The sequence below is a fragment of the Streptomyces sp. NPDC048664 genome (genome assembly GCF_040650555.1).
In the GTDB taxonomy this organism is placed as follows: domain Bacteria; phylum Actinomycetota; class Actinomycetes; order Streptomycetales; family Streptomycetaceae; genus Streptomyces.
The window spans coordinates 1-21,464 of the sequence record NZ_JBEZHK010000046.1 but is presented as its reverse complement, the minus strand read 5'-3'; the positions used below and the strand labels follow the sequence as shown (position 1 = coordinate 21,464).

Here is a 21,464-nt window from a genome sequence, read left to right as displayed (position 1 = left end):
TGTGGTCGGCCGAAGGGCGCCTCTGCCCGCCCGGCGCCCTCGCCTTGCGGGCGCCGGGCGGGCAGGCCCATCCTGAGGAAGAGGCATGCCGACCCCACAGGGGCAGACGGCCGCGCGGGGCCTGGACCCGGACGCGGAGCACGCGCGCCTGGCGAGCGGCGTGTGGAGTGGTCTCCGCCGTGTGCCGGATCGCCGCACACCGGGTCGCCGCATGCCTGATCCCCGATCCCGTGCCGCCCGGAGCCCTGCAGGAGGCACCATGACGCCCGGCACCCTCTCCGCGCAGATCAGCGACTACGCCCATCGGGCCGATCCGTACCCGCTCTACGCGGAACTGCGCAAGCAACCGGTCAGGCGGGAGGACGACGGCACCTACCTGGTCAGCACCTACTACGAGGTGCGGAACCTGGCGACCGACCCGCGGCTGAGCAACGACACGAGCAACCGTCCACCCGGCTACGCCCGCCCCGGGCAACCGGCCGCGGAGTCCGGGCTGCCGCCGAGCTTCATCTTCACCGACCCGCCGGTGCACGACCGGTTGCGCGACACCATCAACCGGCCGTTCGGTCCCCCGCACAGCCCCAGGTTCCTCGACGGACTGCGCGGGGATCTGGCCAGGACCGTCACCGAACTGCTCGACGCCTTCGACGGCAAGGACCAGGTCGACATCGTCGACGACTTCGCCTACCCGCTTCCCGTCACCGCCATCTGCAAGGTCCTCGGGGTGCCGCGCGAGGACGAGCCGCGCTTCCACGTCTGGGCCGACGCCCTGGCGTCGTCGCTCGACCCCCACCCCGGCGACGACTCCGGCCCGGAGAAGGCACAGCGGGCACGCGAGGAGATGGGCGCCTACCTGACCGACCTGATCGAGACCAGACGCCGCCACCCCGGCCCCGGGATGCTCAGCGCGCTCGCCCCCGACATGACACCGGCGGACCTGGAGGCCACCGCGGTACTGCTCCTGGTCGCCGGCCACGAGACCACCGTCAACGCGATCAGCAACACGACCCTCACCCTGCTGCGCCACCCCGACGTCCTCCAGCGGTTCCGGAAGGACCCGCAGCTGGCCGTACCGATCATCGAGGAAGTGCTGCGGTACGAGCCCCCGGTCCAGTTCGTGCCGTGGACCACCGCCCTGGCCGACATCGAGGTCGCCGACACCGTGATCCCCAAGGGCTCGCCGGTCTGGCTCATGCTGGCCGCGGCCAACCGCGACCCCCGGCGCTTCGAGCACCCGGACCGGTTCGATCCCGACCGCAAGGACAATGAGCACCTGGGCTTCTACACCGGCATCCACTACTGCTTCGGCGCCCCGCTCGCCCGTATGGAACTCCATCTGGCCGTGCCCGAACTGTTCCGCCGGGTCACGTTCTCCCGGCTGCTCGAGGACCCGCCGCCGTACCGTGCCAACGCCGTGCTGCGCGGCCCCCGCCACCTTCCCGTGGCGATCGAGGGCGTCACGGCCTGAGCAGCGCCGCCGGCCGTCGCGCGGTCGAACGCACCCCGCGCTCCCCCGTCTCCGCGTACCGTGAGGGCCTGGGACTCGCTGGCGGTGCGGGAGGGTCAGGCGATGAGTGGGCGGAGCTGGACCATCGAGACGATCTGTGAGGCGCTCGGGAGTTCCGCGGCCGAGCAGCGGTTCCTCGGCGAGATCAACCGTGTTCCCGTGCACGAGATCGTGACCGTGTTCGCCAAGTGGCAGCGCATCGCCGCCGATCTGAGGGCCGCGGGCGAGTGGGGGCGCAGCCTCGCCCGGGTCGAGGCCGAGACGGGCGAGATCCCCGGTGAGTGGATCGACGTGACCGACCGGGTGCGGGCCGAGGCCGCCCGGGCCCGCGCCAGAGGTGTCTCCCGGTGAGCTTCCGGCTCAGGTACGGCCCCGGGACCGAGGCCGTGCACGACGCCATGCCGACGGCTTCGAGCGGGTCGCTGTCGCTCGCGCTCGCGGCGGCCTGCGAGGATCCGACCGGCGCGGGCGAACCCTACGGCGAGGATGACGGCGTCGTCCGGACACTGGTCACGGAGCACGCCATCGCCGTGGTCCTGATCGGGCGGTTCACCGGGACGCTGACGGTGCTTCAGCTCAGCTACCTCGGCTGATCGGCTCGGGGCCCGACGCGGGAGTGACCGCCGTCCCTCGCGGAACGGCGGTCACCCTCGCAGTCGTTCGTGCCCTGGCGGAGCCCGATGGCCGACGGACCTTACTGCCCGGCCAGCTCGTGGCAGAAGCAGTCCGCGAGGCTGTCGTCGACGGCCGTGGTGCCCGTGTCCGGAAGGACCACGGGGTCCTCCTCCTCGGCGGGCAGCGTGGTCACCGCGGTACCGCCCGGCATGACGCCACCGTTGGAGCAGCTGTTGCCGGAGGCCGGGTTCAGCAGACCGATCACGTTCACGGTGTTGCCGCACACGTTCACCGGGACATCGATCGGCACCTGGATGACGTTGCCGCTCAGCACACCCGGCGAGCCGGTCGCGGTGCCCGAGGCACCCGAGTCCGCCATGGCCGGAGCAGCCGCTCCGAGAGCGACGAACACACCCGCGGCCAGAGCCGCCGTCTTCTTGAGGTTCATGTGAATCCTTTCCCTGCCGTCCTGTCGACGTGCCGCAAAGACTGAGTGCTCTTCAGCACCCTCGATCCCAACGCAACAGCATGGAAACGACCACAACGCCCCTGAGGCCACTCTAAACGGGGCAGTTTCCGACATATACGCCCGGATGGCCGACAAGGAACCTTCCACGAGAGCCCTTTGAGGCCGCTTTCTGTGTAAATCCTTTGCGATTCCGCTCGGGAAGTTCTCGGAAGGTTCGCGGCTTGGCTGTGCGGCGGCTTGGTGCACGCGTGCGGCACACGTGTCCGCACACCCGGCCCTGTCTTGACGAAATCCTGACGCTCTGTGCGCATCCGGGGGTTCACTCTCCGGTGTCCACTGGGGTGTCACTCTTCGACACCCCAGTGAGGGAAGTGAAGTGCCATGGAAGGCACCGTCGTTGCGGTCGTTCTGGTGGTTGTGCTGTTTCTGCTGGTGCTGCGCGCCGGGATGCGCGTGGTCAACCAGGTGGAGCGCGGGGTGGTGTTCCGCCTGGGCAAGGCGCTGCCGGACCAGCGGCATCCCGGCATCACGTTCCTGATCCCGTTCGCCGACCGGATGCGGAAGGTGAACGTGCAGGTGGTGACCATGCCGGTGCCGACGCAGGAGGGCATCACCAAGGACAACGTCTCGGTGAAGGTCGACGCCGTCGTCTACTTCCGTGTGGTGGACCCCGTCCGGGCCACCATCGAGGTCCAGGACTACGTCTTCGCGGTCGGGCAGGTCGCCCAGTCCTCGCTGCGTTCGATCATCGGCAAGAGCGACCTCGACGATCTGCTCTCCGACCGTGAACGGCTGCACGAGGGGCTCGCGCTGATGATCGACAGCCCGGCCGCGGGGTGGGGCGTCCACATCGACCGGGTCGAGATCAAGGACGTACAGCTTCCCGAGTCCCTCAAGCGGTCCATGTCCCGCCAGGCGGAGGCCGAGCGTGAGCGGCGGGCCCGTGTGATCACCGCGGACGGCGAGTTCCAGGCGGCCCAGCAGCTCGCCAACGCGTCCCGGATCATGTCGGACACCCCGGAGGCCATGCAGCTGAGGCTTCTCCAGACCGTCGTGGAGGTCGCGGCCGAGAAGAACTCGACGCTCGTGATGCCCTTCCCGGTCGAGCTGCTGCGCTACTTCGACCGGGCGGCAGCGAAGCTGGGGCACGAGAGCGAGGGCCTCCGGCTCGGCGAGGTCCCGGCTCCCGCCCCCGCCCCCGAGCCCGAGCCCGCGCCCGCGCCCGCGCCCACGGCCGCACCGGCGTCCACGGCCGCGCCGGCCCGCCGTCCGTCGCCGGACACGGAGCAGGTGCGGGCCGAGGCGGAGACCGAGGCGGAGCGGGCGTAGGGGCGCCGCCCGGACGCCCCGGGCGGCCGCGCGTGATCGAGCTGGGCGAAAGCGGTCCGGCGGCGGGAGCGCGACCCTACGGTGGGGTTCACGAGGCCGTCGTCCGCGGTCCTGGCCGGTGGGAGGAACCGTGAGCGTGTCGGAGGGCAGGACCGCCGTCGTGACGGGCGGGTCCCGTGGCATCGGGCGGGCGATCGTGGAGCGTCTGTGCCGCGACGGGGCACAGGTGGTCTTCACCTACGCCGCCAACGAGGGAGCCGCGATGGACGTCGTCCGCGCCGTACGGGCGGACGGCGGTGAAGCGCACGCCCTGCGCGCCGAGTTCCTGGACCCGGCCGAGCCGGAACAGGTGATGGAGGTCGCGCGGGCCCGCCTCGGCGGCCTGGACATCCTGGTGAACAACGCCGCGCTTCCCCACGATCCGGCCCCGCTCGCCGAGACCGGGACCGACCTGTTCGACCAGGTGATGACAGTCAACGCCCGCTCGGTCTTCCTGACCGTCCGCTACGCGGCCCGGTGGATGCGGGACGGCGGCCGGATCGTGAACATCTCCACGCTGAACACCGTGCGGCCCACCGCGGGCATCGGCGCCTACGCCGCCAGCAAGGGCGCGGTCGAACAGCTGACCGTGATCGCCGCGCGGGAGCTCGGGCCGCGCGGCATCACCGTCAACACCGTCTCGCCCGGCGCGACGGACACCGAGCAGCTGCGCTCGGTCAACTCCTCTGAGGCCCTTGAGGCGGTGGCCGGTCTGACGCCCCTCGGGCGGCTCGGGCAGCCCGCCGACGTCGCCGACGTCGTCGCGTTCCTCGTCGGCCAGGACGGCCGGTGGATCACCGGCCAGAACCTGCGGGCGGCGGGCGGCCTCGTCTGACGGGCGGGCGTCGGGACCGGGGGACGGGGCGGACGAGGTGCGAGGAGCGGCAGGGGTGGCAGGTCTTCGCGCGTGTCGGGCCCGGCTTAGCATCGCCCCATGACACTTACGGAAAACACCGGCGACTCCGTGCTCGACGTGGCGATCGGCTCGCTCCAGGGCGGCTCCGCCGATCTGACCCAGTACGCGGGGAAGGCCGTCCTCGTGGTGAACGTGGCGTCCAAGTGCGGGCTGACCCCCCAGTACGCGGGACTCGAGCGGCTCCAGGAGCGGTTCGCGCCGCAGGGCTTCACCGTGCTCGGGGTGCCCTGCAACCAGTTCCTCGGGCAGGAGCCCGGGAGCTCCGAGGAGATCGCGGAGTTCTGCTCGGCGACCTACGGCGTGACCTTCCCGATGACCGAGAAGGTCGAGGTCAACGGGGAGGGGCGGCACGTGCTCTACGAGCGGCTGGTCGACTTCGCGGACGGCGAGGGGCACACCGGGGACATCCGCTGGAACTTCGAGAAGTTCCTGATCGGCAAGGACGGCCGCATCGCCGCCCGCTTCTCCCCGCAGACGGAGCCGGAGTCGGCCGAGGTCCTGGCCGCGGTGGAGAAGGCCCTGGCCTGACGGTTCCGGACCGCCGGCGGATTGACCTTGCCCCTGGGGCAGACAGGAGCGTCTTCCGCACCGGGCCGGACGCGCCCGGTGACGGAGGACGACCTGGTGGACGACGACCTCGTGGACGACGACCTGCTGACCATCGGCGTGTTCGCGGCCCGCTCACGGCTGACGGCGAAGGCGCTGCGGCTCTACGACCGGCTCGGGCTGCTCGCGCCCGCGCACGTCGACGCGGCCAGCGGCTACCGCTACTACCGGGCGGACCAGATCGAGCGCGCCCGCACGGTGGAACTGCTGCGCCGCCTCGACATGCCGCTCGGGCGGATCGCCGAGGTGCTCGCCGCCCGCGAGTCGGACGGCGGCCACGCGGCCGAGCTGCTCGCCCGCTACTGGGCCGAGGTCGAGGGGCGTGTCAGCGCGCAGCGGACGCTCGCCGCCTACCTCCGTGGACGACTGTCGGGGAGGAGCTCCCAGATGTACGGAAAGTTCGTGGTGGAGACGGTGGACGTGCCGGAGCAGGTGCTGGTCACCGAGAAGCGGCATGTGCTCAGCGATGAGCTGCCGGCCTGGATCGGCGGCTCGCTGGGGCGGCTGGAGGCGGCCGCGAGGGAGTGCGGCGGAACGAACGGTTCGCCGTTCGTCGTGTACCACGCGGCGGTGTCCCAGGACAGCGACGGGCCCGCGGAGGCGTGTGTGCCGGTCGCCGACCGGGCGGCGGCCGAGGAATGGGCGGCGGCGTGCGGCCGGGCGCGGGAGGTCCAGGTGCGGGTGGAGCCCGCCGGGCGGCTCGCCTTCACCCGTATCACCAAGGCGCAGGTGGCGCATCCGCAGATCCTCGCGGCGTTCGAGGCTGTCGAGGCGTGGATCGCCGGGCAGGGACTCACGGTCGCGGGCCCCTGCCGGGAGGTCTACTTCGCGGACTGGGACGCGTCGGGGCCCGGGGACCCGGTGTGCGACGTGGCCTTCCCCGTGACGTCTCCGTGACGGGCCCCGTGCCGTCCCCGTGACGGGCCGGTGGACGTCAGGCGCGCCCGGGCCGTCGTCGGACGGCGGCGCGGGCACGCGGACGGGCGTGCGAGCGGCCGTGCGCTCGGATCAGCGCAGTTCCTGCGGGCAGGGCGTGCCCCGCGGCAGCCGGTACAGGGCCGCCAGGCGGTAGGTGCCCGACCGCGGGGCCACGAGCTCCGTCCACCGGTCGCCCGAGGTGTCCTCGGGGGTGTCCAGGAGGCAGCCGCCGGGGTTGTCGTACGCCTTCGGTGCGCCGGGCGCGCGGTGCTTGGAGGCCTTCGTCTCCTGCGGCGGCTCGACGCTCTTGCCCTGCGCGTCGACCAGGCCGAGCCACGGCGAGTACGGGACGCGGATGAGCACCCGGCCCGGCCGGTTCACCTCGATCGTCAGTTCGCCCTGCTCGGCGCGGTCGACGGTCGCCGGGGGGTCGGCCAGCGGGGTGGCGTCGGTCACCGCGAACAGCTGCCAGTTGTCGTCGGCCCAGATCTCCTTCAGATACGGCATGCCCCGCAGCACGAGCTCCCGCTCCCGCTTGCCGCCGTCGCCGTCCGGCTCGCCCTTCGGCAGCACCACGTAGTGCACCGCCCAGCGCTGGAGCCACACGTGGTAGTTCGCCGAGTTGAGCGTGTCGTCGTAGAACAGCGGGTTGCGTTCCATGTCGGCCTGCCGGTTCCAGCCGCGGGCCAGGTTGACGTACGGGGCGAGCGCGGACGCCTCGCGGTGCGAGCGGGCCGGGACCACCTCCACGCGGCCCTTCTCCGCGCCCACCACCTGGAGCTGGTTGACCAGCGGGGCGAGCTCGCGCGCCCAGGAGGCGGCGGGGGTCGAGTGCAGGATGTCGTCGACCGTCTTGGCGCCGAGCCACACGGTGAAGCCGGTGAACGCGATGACGAGGGCGTACCACTTGCGGCTGCGCGGCACCGCGAACGGCAGCGCCGCGATCAGCGCCACCCCCGCGAAGAGCATCACGAGCCGGGTGATGTTCGAGCCGATCTGGGAACTGATCAGCCAGACGAGGAGCACGGACAGCGCGTACACCCCCGCCGTGATCCGTACCGTCTTCCACTCGGCGGGCACCAGGACGCAGACCATGACCGCGAAGACGAAGGGCAGGATCGCCGACCAGAAGGTCATCGGCTGCGTGCCGGAGAAGGGGAACAGCAGCGCCGACAGGCCGACCACCGCGGTCGGCGCCAGGCCGAGGGCCCAGGCGCCCGGGCGGCGCTTCTGCAGGAACAGGGCGACCGCGACCAGGCCGATGAACAGGCCCGCGACGGGGGACGACATGGTGGCCAGCGCGGCGAGCGGCGCGGCGCACAGGGCCTTCGCCCAGCGTTTGTAGCGCCAGCGGTAGGGCCAGCAGAAGACGCAGGCCGTCGCGCCCAGCGCGAACATCGTGCCCAGGCCGAAGGTCACGCGCCCCGAGATGGCGTTGCACAGCAGCGCGAACACGCCGGACATGACCGGCCACAGCGGTTCGCGGACGGCCCGGCTGCGGATGAGGATCAGCATGAGCAGCCCGGCCGAGAGCGTGCCCGCGATCATCATCGTGGTCCGGACGCCGAGGACCGACATCAGATACGGGGACACGACGCTGTACGACACGGGGTGCATCCCGCCGTACCAGGCGAGGTTGTACGCGGAGTCGGGGTGCCGGCCCACGAACTCGGCCCACGCGTCCTGCGCGGCGAGGTCGCCGCCGCTGTTGGCGAAGGTGAAGAACCAGACGAGGTGGAGCACTCCGGCGAAGGCCGTGACCGCCAGGACGGGGTGCCTGCGGGCCCAGTCCCCGGCGGCGGAGGAGTTCAGTCGGGTGAGCAGCGCGCGCGTGCGGGAGGGGGCCGCCGGGGCGGTGGCGGGCTCGACGGCCGCGGCGGACGCGGTGGGCTCCGGCGTCACGGTGGACTCGGACGTCACGGTGGACTCGGCGTCGGACGTCGGCACGGCGTCGAGGTCGGAGTCGGGGGTCGGCTCGGCGTCGAGGTCGGGGCCGGGGGCGTGAGGCGGTATTCGCCGGTCCGGTGTCACGCCCGTCACGCCCGGTCCACGGCCCGACTCGGCGTCTTCGGCGTGTTTCGGCTCCGCTGTGGCCACCTCAAGGCACTCCCCGCGTCCTGTTCCTGTTCTTCTCACCGCGTCGGGTTCCCTGCTCCCGTTCGCGCGCCGCGCGAGGCTCGCGGCCCGGTCCGGTCTCGCGACGCTAGCACGCACCCCGCCCGCCGGGCTCCCGGGTGAGGGTCCGGCGGGCGGGGTGCGGTGACGTAGCGTGCCCTGATCAGCCGATACGGGTCACCTTGCTGCCGAAGCCGGGCTCGGCCAGGTCCTTCTGCAGGGCCACCGGCACGCGCACCGCGCCGTCGCGGCCGTCACCGACGGTGAGCGCGCCGACCTTGGTGCCGGCCTTCGCGGTGTGCGGCACGTCCGCCGCCGCGAGCGACAGCTTCACCTTCAGACCGGCCCAGCCGACGGCGCTGACGTCCTCGGTCACCACGACCGGTGTGTGCCCGCCGAGGCCGTCGTCCACATACCCGACGACGTCGCCCTTGTTCATGATCTTCTTCGAGGTCAGCGCGCCCTTCGCGGCGAGCAGCGCGGTCTTGCTGACCCTGTTGACCGTCTCGATGACGCTGGGCGTGTGCTGGCCGAGGATCGCGCCGACGACGACGACCGTCTCGCTGCCGACCTTCTTGCGGGCGGCGAACAGCAGGTTGCCGCCGGCCGCGGTCGTGGAGCCGGTCTTGATGCCGATCGCGCCGATCTCGTAGGGCAGCGTGTTGACGTTCGGGTAGTTCTTGCCGGAGGGGCTGTCCCAGCTCGCCGCGCTGGTGATCGCGACGAGGGCCGCGTTCTGCACGACCTCGTGACCGAGCTTCACCTGGTCCCGGGCCGAGGAGATGGTGGTCTCCTTCAGGCCGGAGGGGTCGGTGTACGTCGTGTCGGTCATCCCCAGGCCCTTGGCGGTGGCGTTCATCTTCTTGACGAACGCCGCCTCGGAGCCCGCGTCCCAGCGGGCCAGGAGCCTCGCGATGTTGTTCGCGGACGGGATCATGACGGCCGACAGGGCCTGCTTCAGGGAGAGCTTCTCGCCCGCCTTGACGCTGACGGTGGACTCGCCGGCGGAGCTGTAGCCGCCCTCCTTCTCGGCGGTGGGGTCGATGGTGATCTTCGGCCCCTCCTCGCCCGGCTTGAGCGGGTGGTCCTTGAGGACGATGTACGCGGTCATCGTCTTGGCCACCGAGCCGATGGGCACCGCCTTCTGCTGACCGAACTGGTCCATCACGCCGATGCCGTCGCCGTCCATCCAGCCCTGCCCCTCGGAGGGCCACGGCAGCTTCAGCTGGCCGCCGTCGAACTGGTACGACTCCTGGGCGGTCAGCGCGAGGGTGGGCGCGGGCAGGGGGCGCACGTTCTGTACGACCGCGAAGACGATCGCCAGCAGCACGACCAGCGGGGTCCAGATCTTGACCCGGCGCACGGCGGTGCGGACCGGGGTCTCCGGGGGCGGCGGCGTGTTCGTCAGCTCGGCGAGCAGGTCGAGCGGCGGCTTCGGCGGCAGAGGCTGCTGGGCGGTGCGCTCGGGGCCGACCTGGGGCAGGGCGGTGGTCGCCTCGGCGGGGGCCGGGGCGGACTCGGCCTTCGGCTGGGGCTTCGGCCCGGTCCTCGCCTTGTCGGCCGCGGGCCACTCCGGCTTCGCCTTCGGGGACTTCGGCCCGTCGAGCGGCTTCAGGGCCACGAACTTGCTGGTGCGCTCGACCCCGGACTCGTCCGACTGCGCGGGGGCGGCCGGCTCGGCGTCCGCGCCCTTGGCGTCGTCCTTCTTGGCCTCGTCGTCCTTGGCGTCGGCCTTCTTGGCGTCGGCCGAGGCGGGCGACTTCGCCGCCCAGGCGGGGGCGGACTTGCCGCCACCCAGCTTGAGCATGGTCGTGGGCTGGTCCACGGCGGGCTTGTCGGCGGGCTCGTCCGACGGCTCGGCGCCGGTCTCGGCCTCGTCGGTGGCGTCCGCCGTGTCCTTCGCCGTGTCGTCCGACGCCGCCGGCTTCGACGGCTTCGCGCCGCCCAGCTTGAGCATGGTCGTGGGCTGGTCGACGGCGGGGCGTCGCGTCGTGAAGACGGCGGTGGGCTGGTCGACGGCGGACTCGGCCTCCTCGTCGTCCTGCTCGGCCTCGGTCTCGGGCGCGGACGCCTCGTCCGCCTCGTCACCGCCCTCGGCGTCGGTCTCCGCCTCAGGAGCCTCCTTGGCCCCGGGCGCGGCCTCGGCCTCGGTCTTCGTCTCAGTCTCGGCGTCTGCGCCTGCGCCTGCGTCTGCGTCTGCGTCTGCGTCTGCGTCTGCGGATTCCGGCTCGGCGTCGGCCTTCGGGTCGTGCTTGGGCTCGGGGGCGCCGTCGGCCGTGTCCTCGGCCTCGTCCTTCCCGTCCGCGGCCCCCGTCACACCGTCGGAGTCGGCCTCGCCGGCACTCTCACGCCCCGCGGCGCCGGACTCGACGTCGGTGTCGGCCTCGGTGTCGGCGGACGCCGTACCGTCGCCCTCGTCCACGGCCACGCCGGTGCCACCGCGCAGCCCCCGGGTGGAGAACACCGCCGTCGCCTGATCGACGTACACCTTCTCGCCGGCCATCACGAGCCGGGGGTCCGACCCGGCCTTGGCCGGCCCGGGAACCGCGGCGTCACTCCCCGGCGTCGGTTCCTCCGACGATCCGCGCCGCTTCGACTTGTCGGGGGACTCGCCCGCCACCGATGCCTCCTCCTGCGCCACGCACCCAGTAGCGCCCTTGCCGAACCATGAACCGCCGCCCGGACAGCGTTGTCCGAACCATGTACCAGTGTCCTGTGTGAGGGATTGACCCTTGCGCTAGACGAGAACGACATACCTGCCGGTTCCACTACATTCCGGTCTCGCACCCTCGACAGACCAATGTGAGAGGGGTCACCCTGTCATTCATCCACGCGGGGAGGCATGGATGGGCAGGAGCCGCAGAACAATTCCGGAGGAGCTTCTGCTGCTCGCACTGGACCCGGCCACGGGTACCACTGCGCAGCCGCAGTCGCTCGACCTTGGTCTGGCCGGAGCACAGCTAGTGGAGCTGGCGCTGGCCGGACGGATAGCCCCTGACGGGGATCGTATCGCCGTGGTGGCACCACGGCCGACAGGAGATCCGACTCTGGACACCGCGTTGGAGTTGCTGCGCAGGCGCGGCGCTCCGGTCCGGGCCGTCCACTGGATCGGCGGGCCGCGTCTCGGGCTCCGCCAGACCTATCTCTCGCACCTCGAACGGTGCGGCATGGTGCAGGCCGTGCCGGGCCAGATGTGCGGGGTGCTGCCGACAACTCGGTACCAGGCAACGGACACCGCCATCAGCCGGGAGATCAGGTCCCGGCTGGATTCCGCGATCCGCACCGGCGTTCCGCCGGACCCGCGGACCGCGGCGCTGGCCGCGCTGGCCCACGCGGTCGGCCTCGGCAAGCACCTGTATCCGGGCAACGAGGGGCGTTCGTCCCGCTCCCGGCTGCGGGACCTGATCCGGCACGACCCCATGGGCGGTCTCGTGGCGCACGCCGTCATGGACGTCCAGAGCGGTGCGGCGGCACAGCCGCGTCGCAGCCCGCCGCAGCCCGGCCGCCCGGCCACGGCCGCCAGGTCGACCCCGGAACCCGCTCGCGGCGTTCCGATGCAACCGCGCCGCGGGCCCATGGCACGCGTCGTGGCCCACTGATCCACCCGGACCCGCCGGGCCCCGGACCCAACGACCCCCGGATCCAAGGGGTCCCGGATCCAAGGGGCCACTGGTCCACCGGCCCGCTGAACCCGCCGAGCCGGAGCCCCACGGCTCGGCGCACCCGGCGGGCGACCGACGGCACGTGCCCGCACGCGTTCGGAAGCCGTGAGACCGCGCGGGGCGGCAGGACCGTACGTCCGAGACGACGACACGGTTCCGCCGCCCCGCGCGGTCCTTCGCGCGTTCCCGAACACCGCGATGTCATATGCCGATCGGCCAACTCCGCGCCAGGGACCACCCAACGGGGGCGCGGTCGTGGCATATCCGTTGTTTCCCAGCGGTAAGAAGCACCTTGGTGGCAATCTGCTCAGCAGCAGATACACAAAGTAGGTACGCAGCCGGAGGTGCACGTCCCGTGGCGTCCAATGTCAATCCCACCGTCCGGCGTCGCCGGCTCGGCCAGGAACTGCGGCGGCTCCGTGAACTCAAGGGCATGACAGCCGAAGAGGTCGCCGAGCGCCTGCTCGTCTCGCAGTCGAAGATCAGCCGTCTGGAGAACGGACGCCGCAGCATCAGCCCGCGCGACGTCCGCGACCTGTGCGGCGTGTACGAGGTCGAGGACCAGCGGGTCGTCGACTCCCTGATGGAGATGGCGCGGGACTCCCGCCAGCAGGGCTGGTGGCACGCGTTCGGCGACATCCCCTACAGCGTCTACATCGGTCTGGAGACCGACGCGGAGTCGCTGCGCGTGTACGAGCCCCAGATCATCACGGGCCTGCTGCAGACCCGCGCCTACGCCGAGGCCCTCATCCAGGGCGCGCTGCCCGAGAGTTCGATGTCCGAGATCGACCGGCGCATCGAGGTCCGGATGCGGCGCCAGGAGCGGGTCACCGCGGCGGCCAACCCGCTGCGCCTGTGGGTGGTGCTGGACGAGGCCGCGCTGCGCCGCGTCGTGGGCAACAACCTGGTGATGCGGGAGCAGTTGGAGCATCTCGCGGAGATGTCGCAACTGCCGCACGTCACCGTGCAGGTCCTGCCCTTCGACGCCGGGGCGCATCCAGGCCTCAACGGCCAGTACTCGATCCTGGAGTTCACCGACACCGCCGACTCCAGCGTGGTGTACCTGGAGGGCGTCACCAGCGACCTGTATCTGGAGAAGGCGCCGGACGTGCAGAAGTACGCGGTGATGTACGAGCACTTGAGGGCGCAGGCGCTCAGCGTCGAGCAGTCCCGCCAGTTCATCTCGGACGTGGCGAAGGAATACGCCCGCTGAACCGACCGGACGAAATCGACGGACGGTACACCAGCGGGACCTTCAGGCGAAAGCCCAATCAGAATATGCCATTCGGTCGAGTGAACGGTTTCTCCGGTCGGGGAAGGCGGCGAGTAGCGTCGATCACGCCATCACAGAAACAAGGTGGCTCGGATCGCAACGCTACTGGAGTGAACATGGCAGTACTGCAGGGGTCCACGGACACGTGGGTCAAGTCGTCGTACTCGGCGGGCAACGGCGCGTGCGTCGAGGTCAAGTCGCCCACCACGGCGGCGCTCGCCGTACGTGACTCCAAAGTTTCCGACGGGCCCGTCCTGGCCTTCCCCGCCGACGCCTGGAACAGCTTCGTCGCGTCGGTCAAGTAGTCCCGCGCGGGACACCCCCGCGCAGGATCAGCGAAAGCCCTCTCGACAGGACCGCCGTCCCGGCCGAGGGGGCTGACTCTTTCGCCCTTCCCCGTCAGCGGAGTTCGTCCGCATAGCGGTCCGTTCCCGGCACGGTGGGGATGAACGGCGCGAGGAGTTCCACCCGGCCCAGTCCGCTCTCAGCCACCGTCTCCTCGAGATCCCCGAAGTGCCGCTCCCAGCACGCGCGGGGGTCCTCCTGGAGGAACCACAGCAGGGTCAGCCTGGTGCCCACCCCCTCCACCTGTTTCACGTACGTCATCCGGTCGCCCGGCAGCGGGGTGGGGCTGAACAGCGTGACCATCGCCGCGGGGGAACCCGCGAGCCGGCGCGGCAGGTGGCGGGCGCGCAGCCACTCCAGCAGGTCCGCGCGCCGGTCCGGACCGTCCGCGTCGACGACCTCCAGGACCAGGCCCGCGTAGGGGTGGTCCAGCGCGTGGACGTCGCGGGGGCCCGCCGCGCCGTCCCGGTACACCGTCGCCTCGTGGTCCTGGAACGCGGTGAACACATGGGTGCGGTCCTGGTAGACGCGGCCGTCGCGGCCCAGGCGCCGGTTGATGCCGACCGTCCAGCGCATGTGGTCGTCGTAGCGGCCGTCCGTGATCCAGTACGTCGACAGGTAGCACCCGGTGGTCACCGGCTGCGCGACCGCCGACTTCTCGGGGCGGCGCAGGAGCTGGAGCTCGCGGGTGGCGACCCAGCGGCGGCCCGCGAACATCCACGGCATGGCCATGGCGCCGGCGTAGTAGTGGTCGTCCTCGTACCAGCGGTTGTACGCGTGCTCGTGTCCCGCGTGCGGCTCCACCAGGGTGATCAGGGCGTGGCCGGGGTGGACTCCGTAGGGCCCCACGGCGGCCAGTTCCGCGTACGTGTCGCTGCGCGTGTCCTCACCCATGCGGTCTTCCCTTCCTCTTCCTTCCATCCCCGGACGCCCATACTCTGACGGTTCGTCAGACAAAGCGCCAGAGTCGAGACCCGAGGGGCCACCGCCATGTCACTGCTCGCGGGCAAGACCGTCGTCGTCTCGGGAGTCGGGGCCGGACTCGGCCACCAGGTCGCCGCGGCGGTCGTACGGGACGGGGGCAACGCCGTCCTCGGCGCGCGCACGGAGGCGAACCTCGCCCGGTCCGCAGCCGCGCTCGACCCGGGCGGCGGGCGCACCGCGTACCGGGCGACGGACATCACCGACGAGGCGCAGTGCGAGGCGCTCGCCGCGCTGGCGCGGGAGCGCTTCGGCCGGATCGACGCCGTGGTCCATGTCGCCGCCTGGGACGGCTACTTCGGCGGCCTCGAGGACGCGGACTTCGCCACCTGGCAGTCGGTGATCGACGTGAACCTGCTGGGCACCCTGCGGATGACCCGTGCCTGTCTGCCGGGGCTCAAGTCGGACGGCGGCTCGGTCGTGATCGTGGGCACCCAGTCGTCCGTGGCCGCCCCCTCGCAGGTGCGGCAGGCCGCCTACGCGGCCTCGAAGGGCGCGCTCACCAGCGCGATGTACTCGCTGGCCCGGGAGCTGGGGCCGCACCGGATCCGGGTCAACACGGTGCTGCCCGGCTGGATGTGGGGCCCGCCCGTCGAGGCGTACGTCCGCTTCACGGCGCACACCGAGGGGGTGCCCCAGGCGGAGGTGAGGCAGCGCCTGACGGACCGGATGGCCCTGCCCGAACTGGCCACGGACGGCGACGTGGCGGACGCGGTGACCTTCCTGGCCTCCGACCGCGCCCGATCGATCACGGGCCAGTCACTCCTGGTGAACGCGGGCGAACTGATGCGCTGACCGGTCAGGTTCGGGGGTAGCGGGTCAGCCAGGTGTCCGAGGAGCCGGTGGGGCCGTGGAGGGCCGCTCCCTGGGTCATCTCCATGGCGAAGTCGTCCGCCAGGGCCAGCATCGTGGGGCGGCCCTCCAGTTCGGCGAGCCAGGCCGGCGGCAGGGCCGTCTCCCCGTGCAGGGCGCCGAGCAGGCCACCGGTCAGCGCGCCCGTGGCGCCCGAGGGGCCGCCGTGGTTCACCGCCAGGCACAGGCCGTGCCGCGTGTCCTCCCCCACCAGCGCGCAGTACACGGCCACGGCCAGGACCCCGTCCGCGCCGCCGGCCCCGGCCAGCTCCTCGATCCGCGCGGGCGAGGGCATCCCCTGCCGTACCGCGCCCAGCGCGTGCTGCAGGGCGTCGGAGACCGGCTGCTGCCCGGGGCGCGGGGCGAGCAGGCCCAGGGCCCGCTGCACGGCGGCGTCCAGGCTCTCCCCGCGGGCCAGCGCGTGCACGATCACGGCGTACGCGCCCGCCGCCAGGAACGCCGTGGGGTGGCCGTGCGTCTGCGCGGCGCACTCGACGGCGAGCTGGAACACCAGCTGCGGCTCCCAACCGACCAGCAGCCCGAACGGGGCGGACCGCGCCGCCGCCTCGGGCCCCTGTTCGCCGGGGTTCTTGGGCGCCTCCAGCGTGCCCATGATCTCGTCGCCGAGGCCGAGCAGACAGGCGCGGGACGGGGCGCGGCGGGCGTACAGCCACTCCTCCCGGGCCAGCCAGCCGTCGTCCGCGCGGCGCTCGTCGGGGCCCCAGTCCCGCTGGGTCACCGCCCAGCGCAGATACGCCCGGTGCAGATCGGTCGGCGGATGCCAGGCGCCGGTGTCCCGGCGGACCTGGGCGCGGATGATCCCGTCCACGGAGAACAGCGTGAGCTGGGTCAGATGGCTGACGGTGCCGCGCCGTCCGGGGGCGGGCGGCTCGGGTGAGGCGAGCGGCGCGGGGTGCTCGGCGGGGGCGGGCGCGAAGCCGACGAGCCCCTCGGGGCCGTGCTCCTGCCTGATCCGCTCCAGCGAGAGGCCGTCCACCGGGGCGCCGAGGGCGTCGCCGAGCGCCGCCCCGAGCAGCGTCCCGCGCACCCGGCTGCGGAAGTCCTGCTGCTCGGCACGGCCCCAGACGGCACCGGCTGTCGCGCCCACCGAGGCCTCCTCCTGGCACGTACGCACGTCCGACAGTCCAGCACTGTAATCGAACATGGCGGGGCCGCCTCTCGGGCCGGCCCCACACGGACCAGCCCCTACGGGGACCGGGGCCCACAGACGCGCCGACGGCGGCTCCGGTGTCAGTCCAGCACCGGCAGCAGCTCCGGCAGGTGCCCGTCCGACGACGACGCCGCCCGCCGCCGTTCCTCGGGCACCTCGCCGTACAGCGTCGTACGCGGCCTCGCCGGGCGGCCCGCCGCCTCCGCGACCGCCACCAGGTCCCTGACCGACTTGTACGAGCCGTAGGAGGAACCCGCCATTCGGGAGATGGTCTCCTCCATCAGGGTGCCGCCCAGGTCGTTCGCGCCGGAGCGGAGCATCTGGGCCGCGCCCTCGTTGCCGAGCTTGACCCAGCTCGTCTGGATGTGGGGGATGTGCGGGTGCAGCAGCAGCCGGGCCATCGCCGTCACCGCCCGGTTGTCGCGCAGGGTCGGACCCGGGCGGGCGATGCCGGCGAGGTAGACGGGGGCGTTGGTGTGGATGAACGGGAGCGTCACGAACTCGGTGAAGCCGCCGGTCCGCTCCTGGATGCCGGCGAGGGTGCGCAGATGGCCCAGCCAGTGCCGGGGCTGGTCGACATGGCCGTACATCATGGTCGACGAGGAGCGGATGCCCAGCTCGTGCGCGGTGGTGATCACCTCGATCCAGGTGGCCGCGGGCAGCTTGCCCTTGGTGAGCACCCAGCGGACCTCGTCGTCCAGGATCTCCGCCGCGGTGCCGGGCATCGAGTCCAGCCCGGCCTCCTTGGCGGCCGTCAGCCACTCCCTGATCGACAGGCCGGTGCGGCTGGCGCCGTTGACCACCTCCATCGGCGAGAAGGCGTGCACATGCATGCCGGGGACGCGCTCCTTGACCGCGCGAGCGATGTCGAAGTACGCCGTCCCCGGCAGGTCCGGGTGGATGCCGCCCTGCATGCACACCTCCACCGCGCCCACGTCCCACGCCTGCTGGGCGCGGTCGGCGACCTGGGACAGGGACAGGGTGTAGGCGTCCGCGTCGGTGCGGCGCTGGGCGAAGGCGCAGAACCGGCAGCCCGTGTAGCAGACGTTGGTGAAGTTGATGTTCCGCGTGACGATGTAGGTGACGTCGTCGCCGACCGCCGAGCGGCGCACGTCGTCGGCGACACGGCACAGCGCGTCGAGCGCGGGCCCGTCCGCGTGCAGCAGGGCCAGGGCCTCGTCGTCCGTGAGCCGTGTCGGGTCGTCGGCCGCCGTCCGCAGGGCCGCGCGGACGTCGGTGTCGATCCGCTGCGGCACCATGCCGGGTACGGCCGCCTCCCGCAGTTCCTCCCAGTCGCCGTAGACCTCGTCGAAGTCGTCGCGGCGGTCGTGGGTACGGCCCTCGGTGTCGATGGTGCGGTGCAGGTCGGTGCGGCCCCGGTCGGTGAACACCTCCTCCGGCTCCTGCCACGGCCGCCCCTGGACCACCGCGTCCGGGCGGGCGAGCCCCGTCTCGGGGTCCGCGAGGGCCCGCACGTGCGGCAGCAGCCTCGGGTCCAGCCAGGGCTCGCCGCGCCGCACGAACTCCGGGTAGACGCAGAGGCGTTCACGCAGTTCGAAGCCGGCCGCCCGGGAGTGCCGCTCCAGCCGTTCGATACCGGGCCAGGGGCGTTCGGGGTTGACGTGGTCGATGGTCAGCGGGGAGACGCCGCCCCAGTCGTCGATGCCCGCGCCGATGAGCCGCTCGTACGCGTCGTCCACCAGGTTCGGCGGGGCCTGGAGGCAGGCGGCGGGTCCCATGACGTGCCGGGCCACGGCCACCGCCGCCACCAGCTCGTCCAGTTCGGCGTCCGGCATGCCGCGCATCGCCGTGTCCGGCTTGGCGCGGAAGTTCTGGATGATCAGCTCCTGGACGCCGTGGTGGGCGCGGGAGACCTTGCGCAGCGCGAACAGCGACTCGGCGCGCTCCTCGTACGTCTCCCCGATCCCGATCAGGATGCCCGACGTGAACGGCACCGACGACCGGCCCGCGTCCTCCAGCACCCGCAGCCGTACGGCGGGTTCCTTGTCCGGGGAGCCGTGGTGGGGGCCGCCCGGCTCGGACCACAGCCGGGTCGCCGTCGTCTCCAGCATCATGCCCATCGAGGGCGCGACCGGCTTGAGCCGCTGGAAGTCCGTCCAGGACAGCACGCCGGGGTTGAGGTGCGGCAGCAGGCCCGTCTCCTCCAGCACGCGGACGGAGATGGCCCGCACATAGGCGATCGTGTCGTCGTAGCCGTGCGCGTCCAGCCACTCGCGTGCCTCGGGCCAGCGGTCCTCGGGCTTGTCGCCCAGGGTGATGAGCGCTTCCTTGCAGCCGAGCGCCGCGCCCTTGCGGGCGATGTCCAGGACCTCGTCCGGGGACATGAACATCCCGTGCCCGGCCCTGCGCAGCTTGCCGGGCACGGTGACGAAGGTGCAGTAGTGGCACGTGTCCCGGCACAGCCGGGTCAGCGGGATGAAGACGCTCTTCGAGTACGTGATGACCCCGGGCCGCCCGGCCGCCTCAAGTCCCGCGTCCCGCACCCGGGCCGCCGACGCGGCCAGGTCGTCCAGGTCCGCACCCCGGGCCTGGAGCAGGACGGCGGCCTCGGCGACGTCGAGCGCGACACCGTCGCGGGCGCGTTTGAGGGCGCGACGCAGGGAGTTCTCGGTGGGGCGGCCGGTTCCGGAGGTCGCGGAAGTCGTCATTCTCCGAGCATACGTTCGCGCGAGCGCGCGGACCGGGCGCGGCCGGCCACGGGGCCCCGGGAGTTACGCCGCCCCGCGGCTGCCGATCGGCTGTTCGTGCCCGGGAGTTCACGCCGGGACGCCACACTGTCGCGTGCCGCACCCGCACCACACCCGCCATCCGGAACACCGCGACACGTGGGGAGCAGCATCATGTGCGAGGACGACCACGGCGTGGCTCGGCGCGCCTTGTTCGTGACCGGCGCCGCCGCCGCGCTTACGTTGGGGACCGTGAGCTTCCCCCAGGGCTTCGCCGCCGAGGCGGCCGGCCACCAGGAGACCCGGACGGTGCGCGGCACGCTGCCCGCCGGCTGCCCCGACTTCGTGTACCTGCCCTTCGAGGTGCCCTCGGGCGTCCGCGAGATCAGGGTGGCCTACTCCTACGACAGGCCGTCCGTGCCCGCCGGCACCCCGGGCAACGCCCTGGACATCGGTGTCTTCGACGAACGCGGCACCGAGGTGGGCGGGGCGGGCTTCCGCGGCTGGTCCGGCGGCGCCCGCACCGAGTTCTTCCTGCGCGCGGACGACGCCACCCCCGGCTACCTCCCGGGCCCCGTCCGCCCCGGCACCTGGCATGTCGCGCTGGGCCCGTACACGGTGGCGCCGCGGGGACTGGCGTACGAGGTCACGATCACGCTCACGTACGGCACGCCGGGCACCACGCCCACGCCCGTGTACCCGCCGTCCCGGGCCAGGGGCCGGGGCCGCGCCTGGTACCGGGGCGACTGCCACCTCCACTCCTGGTACTCGGACGGCGGCCGTACTCCGGCTCAGATCGCGGAGCTGGCCCGGGCCGCCGGGCTCGACTTCATCAACACCTCGGAGCACAACACGCACTCCTCGCACGCGCACTGGGCGGACGTGGCGGGCGACGACCTGCTGATCATGCTGGGCGAGGAGGTGACGACCCGCAACGGCCACGTCCTGGCGCTCGGCACCGAGCCCGGCACGTTCGTCGACTGGCGCTACCGGGCGCGCGACAACCGCTGGGCCCGGTTCGCCCGCCAGATCCATCGTGCGGGCGGTCTGGTCGTCCCCGCCCACCCGCACGCCACCTGCGTGGGCTGCGGCTGGAAGTTCGGGTTCGCGGACGCGGACGCGGTCGAGGTGTGGAACGGCCCGTACACCCCGGACGACGAGGTGACGCTGGCCGAGTGGGACAACACGCTGGTGGCGGCGGTCCGCGCGGGCCACGGCCGGTGGCTGCCCGCGATGGGCAACAGCGACGCGCACCGGCCGCCCGACGCGATCGGCTCGCCGCAGACGGTGGTCCTCGCCGACGACCTGAGCCGCGAGGCCGTCCAGGAGGGCCTGCGCGCGGGCCGGTCGTACGTGGCCGAGTCGAAGAACGTCACGCTGACGTTCGAGGCGGTGGGCGGGCGCGGCGAACACGCGGGCATCGGCGAACGGTTGCGGGTGGACCGCGAGGACCCGGTCACGGTCACGGTGACGGCCGAGGGCGCGCCGCGCTGCACGATCCGCCTCGTGACCGACCAGGGGGTCCTGTTCACGAGCGACCCCCTGCCGGTGGCGGGCGCGGGCACGGCGCGGTGGCACACGACACCGTCGTACGCGGCGTACGTGCGCGCGGAGCTGCGGCACGAGACGGCGGCGGGCCCGGTACCGGGCTCCCTGGCGGCCTTCACGAACCCGATCTTCCTGGGCCGCTGACGACCGCGCCCCTCAGGACCGGGGGCGGTGCCGAGCCGGGCCCGGGCCCCGGCGCGCGTTGAGTTACCCCATTCGCTCGGCCCCTCGCCCGAAAGGAGGCGAAAGCCGGCGGGGCGGACAGCCGGCGGGCCATCTCGGGTATCCCTGTGCTGCAGCGGTCGAGAAACCGCAGGCCGACGCGGGAGGTTACACATGTGCGGGATCACCGGGTGGGTGTCCTTCGACCGTGATCTGCGGTCCGAGAGCGCGACCGTGGACGCGATGACGGAGACCATGGCCTGCCGGGG

At 72.4% G+C, this 21,464-nt stretch carries 17 protein-coding genes and 1 pseudogene; 12 read left to right on the top strand and 6 right to left on the bottom strand.

Annotation, left to right across the window (positions count from 1 at the left end; all coding sequences use genetic code 11):
- Positions 1-259: 259 nt before the first annotated feature.
- The 3 genes from AB0C59_RS32920 to AB0C59_RS32910 all read left to right on the top strand — a co-directional run bounded on the left by AB0C59_RS32920 (position 260) and on the right by AB0C59_RS32910 (position 2,100).
- On the top strand, positions 260-1,468 hold the full coding sequence (locus tag AB0C59_RS32920) for a cytochrome P450 (protein ID WP_363011186.1): 1,209 nt from the start codon (positions 260-262) through the stop codon (positions 1,466-1,468).
- Positions 1,469-1,570: 102 nt separating this feature from the next.
- A complete protein-coding gene (locus AB0C59_RS32915; RefSeq protein WP_363011184.1) occupies positions 1,571-1,858 on the top strand; it encodes a hypothetical protein in 288 nt (95 codons plus the stop codon).
- Positions 1,855-2,100, top strand: coding sequence for a hypothetical protein (locus tag AB0C59_RS32910; RefSeq protein WP_363011182.1), 246 nt, complete (start codon positions 1,855-1,857; stop codon positions 2,098-2,100). The genes AB0C59_RS32915 and AB0C59_RS32910 overlap by 4 nt, the downstream gene beginning before the upstream one ends.
- A 242-nt stretch (positions 2,101-2,342) precedes the next feature.
- Here AB0C59_RS32910 and AB0C59_RS32905 read toward each other — a convergent pair.
- Positions 2,343-2,570 (bottom strand): annotated as a pseudogene (locus AB0C59_RS32905) (chaplin); the annotation flags it as partial.
- A 402-nt stretch (positions 2,571-2,972) separates the two neighbouring features.
- Between AB0C59_RS32905 and AB0C59_RS32900 the strand changes: the two are divergent.
- From AB0C59_RS32900 to AB0C59_RS32885, 4 genes are all read left to right on the top strand, one after another.
- Positions 2,973-3,920: a slipin family protein gene (locus tag AB0C59_RS32900; protein ID WP_363011180.1), complete on the top strand. Its 948-nt coding sequence runs from the start codon at positions 2,973-2,975 to the stop codon at positions 3,918-3,920.
- 136 nt (positions 3,921-4,056) lie between these two features.
- Positions 4,057-4,794: an SDR family oxidoreductase gene (locus AB0C59_RS32895; RefSeq protein WP_363011241.1), complete on the top strand. Its 738-nt coding sequence runs from the start codon at positions 4,057-4,059 to the stop codon at positions 4,792-4,794.
- Positions 4,795-4,893: 99 nt separating this feature from the next.
- A complete protein-coding gene (locus AB0C59_RS32890) occupies positions 4,894-5,403 on the top strand; it encodes a glutathione peroxidase (RefSeq protein ID WP_363011178.1) in 510 nt (169 codons plus the stop codon).
- 78 nt (positions 5,404-5,481) lie between these two features.
- Positions 5,482-6,378, top strand: coding sequence for a MerR family transcriptional regulator (locus AB0C59_RS32885; RefSeq protein ID WP_363011176.1), 897 nt, complete (start codon positions 5,482-5,484; stop codon positions 6,376-6,378).
- Positions 6,379-6,489: 111 nt separating this feature from the next.
- On the opposite strand, the gene AB0C59_RS32880 is transcribed toward AB0C59_RS32885, so the two are convergent.
- On the bottom strand, positions 6,490-8,496 hold the full coding sequence (locus AB0C59_RS32880) for an MFS transporter (RefSeq protein WP_363011174.1): 2,007 nt from the start codon (positions 8,494-8,496) through the stop codon (positions 6,490-6,492).
- A gap of 181 nt (positions 8,497-8,677) precedes the next feature.
- Positions 8,678-11,134, bottom strand: a complete 2,457-nt coding sequence (locus tag AB0C59_RS32875; RefSeq protein WP_363011172.1) for a D-alanyl-D-alanine carboxypeptidase — start codon at positions 11,132-11,134, stop codon at positions 8,678-8,680.
- A gap of 226 nt (positions 11,135-11,360) precedes the next feature.
- Here AB0C59_RS32875 and AB0C59_RS32870 point away from each other — a divergent pair, with 226 nt between their 5' ends.
- The 3 genes from AB0C59_RS32870 (at position 11,361) to AB0C59_RS32860 (ending at position 13,754) form a co-directional block, all read left to right on the top strand.
- The gene (locus tag AB0C59_RS32870) at positions 11,361-12,113 is read left to right on the top strand and encodes a GPP34 family phosphoprotein (protein WP_363011171.1); all 753 of its coding nucleotides are present in this window, start codon (positions 11,361-11,363) and stop codon (positions 12,111-12,113) included.
- A gap of 418 nt (positions 12,114-12,531) precedes the next feature.
- The gene (locus AB0C59_RS32865) at positions 12,532-13,389 is read left to right on the top strand and encodes a helix-turn-helix transcriptional regulator (RefSeq protein WP_363011169.1); all 858 of its coding nucleotides are present in this window, start codon (positions 12,532-12,534) and stop codon (positions 13,387-13,389) included.
- A 176-nt stretch (positions 13,390-13,565) separates the two neighbouring features.
- Entirely contained in the window at positions 13,566-13,754 is a 189-nt protein-coding gene (locus AB0C59_RS32860; RefSeq protein WP_363011167.1) for a DUF397 domain-containing protein, read from the top strand.
- Positions 13,755-13,848: 94 nt separating this feature from the next.
- On the opposite strand, the gene AB0C59_RS32855 is transcribed toward AB0C59_RS32860, so the two are convergent.
- Positions 13,849-14,688 carry a hypothetical protein gene (locus AB0C59_RS32855; RefSeq protein WP_363011165.1) on the bottom strand — a complete coding sequence of 280 codons (840 nt, stop codon included), beginning with the start codon at positions 14,686-14,688 and terminating at the stop codon, positions 13,849-13,851.
- 96 nt (positions 14,689-14,784) lie between these two features.
- Here AB0C59_RS32855 and AB0C59_RS32850 point away from each other — a divergent pair, with 96 nt between their 5' ends.
- Positions 14,785-15,570, top strand: a complete 786-nt coding sequence (locus tag AB0C59_RS32850) for an SDR family oxidoreductase (protein WP_363011163.1) — start codon at positions 14,785-14,787, stop codon at positions 15,568-15,570.
- A gap of 4 nt (positions 15,571-15,574) precedes the next feature.
- Here AB0C59_RS32850 and AB0C59_RS32845 read toward each other — a convergent pair whose 3' ends face one another.
- Positions 15,575-16,735, bottom strand: a complete 1,161-nt coding sequence (locus tag AB0C59_RS32845) for an ADP-ribosylglycohydrolase family protein (RefSeq protein WP_363011161.1) — start codon at positions 16,733-16,735, stop codon at positions 15,575-15,577.
- A 143-nt stretch (positions 16,736-16,878) separates the two neighbouring features.
- Positions 16,879-19,467, bottom strand: coding sequence for a bifunctional FO biosynthesis protein CofGH (locus AB0C59_RS32840; protein ID WP_363011159.1), 2,589 nt, complete (start codon positions 19,465-19,467; stop codon positions 16,879-16,881).
- A gap of 192 nt (positions 19,468-19,659) precedes the next feature.
- Here AB0C59_RS32840 and AB0C59_RS32835 point away from each other — a divergent pair, with 192 nt between their 5' ends.
- Positions 19,660-21,177 (top strand): CehA/McbA family metallohydrolase, encoded by a 1,518-nt coding sequence (locus tag AB0C59_RS32835; RefSeq protein WP_363011157.1) that lies wholly within the window; start codon positions 19,660-19,662, stop codon positions 21,175-21,177.
- The last annotated feature ends 287 nt before the right edge of the window (positions 21,178-21,464 follow it).

Bases quoted from the DNA above. Each gene is read 5' to 3' on its own strand.
- AB0C59_RS32920 (WP_363011186.1), top strand. From the start codon at position 260: ATGACGCCCGGCACCCTCTCCGCGCAGATCAGCGACTACGCCCATCGG.
- AB0C59_RS32915 (WP_363011184.1), top strand. From the start codon at position 1,571: ATGAGTGGGCGGAGCTGGACCATCGAGACGATCTGTGAGGCGCTCGGG.
- AB0C59_RS32900 (WP_363011180.1), top strand. From the start codon at position 2,973: ATGGAAGGCACCGTCGTTGCGGTCGTTCTGGTGGTTGTGCTGTTTCTG.
- AB0C59_RS32890 (WP_363011178.1), top strand. From the start codon at position 4,894: ATGACACTTACGGAAAACACCGGCGACTCCGTGCTCGACGTGGCGATC.
- AB0C59_RS32870 (WP_363011171.1), top strand. From the start codon at position 11,361: ATGGGCAGGAGCCGCAGAACAATTCCGGAGGAGCTTCTGCTGCTCGCA.
- AB0C59_RS32860 (WP_363011167.1), top strand. From the start codon at position 13,566: ATGGCAGTACTGCAGGGGTCCACGGACACGTGGGTCAAGTCGTCGTAC.
- AB0C59_RS32855 (WP_363011165.1), bottom strand. From the start codon at position 14,688: ATGGGTGAGGACACGCGCAGCGACACGTACGCGGAACTGGCCGCCGTG.
- AB0C59_RS32850 (WP_363011163.1), top strand. From the start codon at position 14,785: ATGTCACTGCTCGCGGGCAAGACCGTCGTCGTCTCGGGAGTCGGGGCC.
- AB0C59_RS32840 (WP_363011159.1), bottom strand. From the start codon at position 19,467: ATGACGACTTCCGCGACCTCCGGAACCGGCCGCCCCACCGAGAACTCC.
- AB0C59_RS32835 (WP_363011157.1), top strand. From the start codon at position 19,660: ATGTGCGAGGACGACCACGGCGTGGCTCGGCGCGCCTTGTTCGTGACC.